Annotated in this window: 5 protein-coding genes; 1 reads left to right on the plus strand and 4 read right to left on the minus strand. The window is 44.8% G+C overall.

All coding sequences use genetic code 11. The features are described 5' to 3' along the window. The first annotated feature begins 107 nt into the window (after window positions 1-107). Window positions 108-290, plus strand: coding sequence for a DUF3042 family protein (locus ACW12G_RS05185; RefSeq protein WP_029509042.1), 183 nt, complete (start codon window positions 108-110; stop codon window positions 288-290). 145 nt (window positions 291-435) lie between these two features. Here ACW12G_RS05185 and ACW12G_RS05190 read toward each other — a convergent pair whose 3' ends face one another. The 4 genes from ACW12G_RS05190 to ACW12G_RS05205 form a co-directional block, all read right to left on the minus strand. Beyond that, window positions 436-795 carry a PH domain-containing protein gene (locus ACW12G_RS05190; protein WP_068850531.1) on the minus strand — a complete coding sequence of 120 codons (360 nt, stop codon included), beginning with the start codon at window positions 793-795 and terminating at the stop codon, window positions 436-438. Then, window positions 779-1,138 (minus strand): helix-turn-helix domain-containing protein, encoded by a 360-nt coding sequence (locus ACW12G_RS05195; protein WP_243129777.1) that lies wholly within the window; start codon window positions 1,136-1,138, stop codon window positions 779-781. The genes ACW12G_RS05190 and ACW12G_RS05195 overlap by 17 nt, the downstream gene beginning before the upstream one ends. Window positions 1,139-1,237: 99 nt before the next feature. Next, window positions 1,238-2,020 carry an alpha/beta fold hydrolase gene (locus tag ACW12G_RS05200; protein ID WP_455647427.1) on the minus strand — a complete coding sequence of 261 codons (783 nt, stop codon included), beginning with the start codon at window positions 2,018-2,020 and terminating at the stop codon, window positions 1,238-1,240. 72 nt (window positions 2,021-2,092) lie between these two features. After that, window positions 2,093-2,617, minus strand: a 525-nt coding sequence (locus ACW12G_RS05205) for an FAD-dependent oxidoreductase (protein WP_455647428.1), incomplete at its 5' end; no start/stop codon positions are given.

The raw sequence follows: 2,617 nt of genomic DNA on the forward strand, positions 1-2,617 counted from the left end.
TAATTTGTGTTTGTTTTGTCATAATTTTTATTATACTAAATTCATTTACAAATACGTCAAAATAGTTGATAATAGACTTTAGAAAAACGTAAGAAAAGAGAGGGATTATGAAGTCATTTAAGTCAGGCGTTATCGTTGGTATTATTGGATCAGCCCTTGTTGCTGCTGCTTCTGCACTTGGGTATCGCCAAACAGTTATCAAGCCAGCCGAAGAAGCTGAAGCACAACACGAAGAAGTGTCAAAGCAAGCTATTCGTCGCAGCATCGCGGCACATCAATCACGCTTTTAAAACCAATCAGCCATTAACGGCTGATTTTTTTGTTTGCTTAATTGCTAACCATTGATTACGCAAGCAAAAATATAACCGATCACTCACAAAAAGGATTAGCACATCAGCTAATCCTTTTTTCATGACCAACAGACGTTTCATCAACTTAATCGTGTCCCGCCACCCAATTATTAATCTGATTGACGAGTTCTCGTGGCTGCGCGACACCAATTACTAAGCGGGTGTAACGTTCATCTTTGAGCTGAATCACAACTGGTTCACTTGTTTGTTTAATGTTAAAAAACGTTTCTTCGCCTGTTTTACGAAAAGTCCCCGCCCAATAGCCCGGAATAGCTGTCCCGGGCATACGTAGCCCTTTCTTTTCCTTTAGGATGCCCGCATCAATCGAAGCGCCCACCACATGCGCCCTTGGTACACGTACGGCTTCTTTTAACGCAGCAATTTTTGTTATTCCAACTGGTGTCACGACTAACATATCTGCTGTTAATTCAACTGTGTTTTCCATCTGGTAATGCCTCCTTTAAAATACCACTTTGATTCAATAGTTGTTGCCCTAACTGTGCGAGAACTGTTGTCGCCTCTTGTTCGCAATACCATTTTTGGATCAACGTCCGAACGGCTGTGCTTGTTTGGGTTAATTCTAATAATGCTACTAAAATCAAACGCCAAGTTAATTCTGATTGTGGCTGTTTGGCTAAACCTGCTGTCAGGCACGCAATAAACATCCCCTGTTTACTACCAAATGCACGATATAAGCTGCCTCGTAAGACACCCGTTGCGGCCACTAAATCATCCAGTGCGGTCCCTGCGTAGCCAAAGCGCGCAAAAACTTGACTCATTTGTAACATAACGACATCGTGATCAAAACTTGTTTTTCTTCCCATGCCTTGATTATAGTTTTTGTTGACTGATTAGTCAACAAAAAAACAACTATGGCCGTTAATTTTTTATAAACGCTTTAAGAAAGTCAAAACGGCGTCATTAAACGTCGTTGGATCTTCAATATGGGGGATATGGCCGGCTTCAGGCAGAATGACGTATTGCCCATGCGCCGTCATCTGTGCTAACACTTTGGCATGTTCAGCTGGCCATAATGGTGACTGGCCACCCGCAATAAACAAGGGTGGCACCGCTTCACGCCGTAAAACATCCCGCCAATCTTGCACCGCACTATTCAGTAATAACGGGGCATTCAATTTGAAATCAAAAGGTTGAAAATGTTGCCCAATGGCACGTTTGATGTCAGCCGAGAGCTTCATGTTGGTCAATTTGGTGACGGGTAATTGAGTCAAGGCCGCCTGCAAATGTTGTCCATCAGCCCCTAACAAACCATACGGCCAGTCTGCTGTCTGAATCATTTTGGGAATTTGATCTTCAGTGATCACGGCACGAATGTCAGCATCCCCGAATAGTGACAAATACGCCCAAATTGTGCTGGCGCCCATCGAATGCCCTAATAAAATGGGTTGTTTGAGTGCCAAAGCTGAGATAATCGTGGCGAGATCCATTCCGTGACGCGATAGCCGCATGCCGTAAGCCACTTGATCACTCTGCCCATGATTGCGGCGGTCATAAGTAATCACTTGATACCCGGCTGCTACGAATGCCGGAATTTGTGCTGTCCACGTCGCTTGGTTGCCAGAATAGCCAGCAATTAAGACAATTGGCTGGCCAATCCCATAAACGTGATAGGCTAATTGTACGTTGTCGTTTGTTGTAATATAAACCATAACTCTCCTAGAATTAAAATGACGTTGCCAAGTGTTGGCAACGTCATTTGCTGCTTATGTCAGTATTGCATGTTAAATGTGAATGGGTAATCCATCTGCCAATTCAGCGGTATCCATAATCGCCTCACCCAAGGTTGGATGTGGGTGAATCGTCAATGAAATATCTTGTGTGGTCAGGCCATTTTCAATGGCCAAAGCCAACTCTGAAATCAAATCTGAAGCACTTGGGCCAACAATTTGCGCCCCTAACACTGCATTGGTGGTCTTATCACTGATTAAGCGGATGAATCCCGCCGTTTCACCCATTGAAATGGCACGACCATTGGCCGCAAAGGGGAATTTGGACACTTTAACGTCCAGTTGGTTGGCTTGGGCTGATTCTGGTGTCTCGCCAACAGTTGCCAGCTCAACTTGCGTATACGCAACGGCTGGTAACCCATAATGCAGGTCATGTGCTTGCGGATCCCCCGCAATCGCTGCAGCGGCAATCTTACCCTGGAAGCTCGCCTTATGGGCCAGTTGTGGCCCTGCAGTCACATCCCCAATGGCATAAATATGCGGCACACTCGTCTGCATGTTATCCGCAATTTCAATCAA

The organism is Leuconostoc sp. (genome assembly GCF_965300815.1).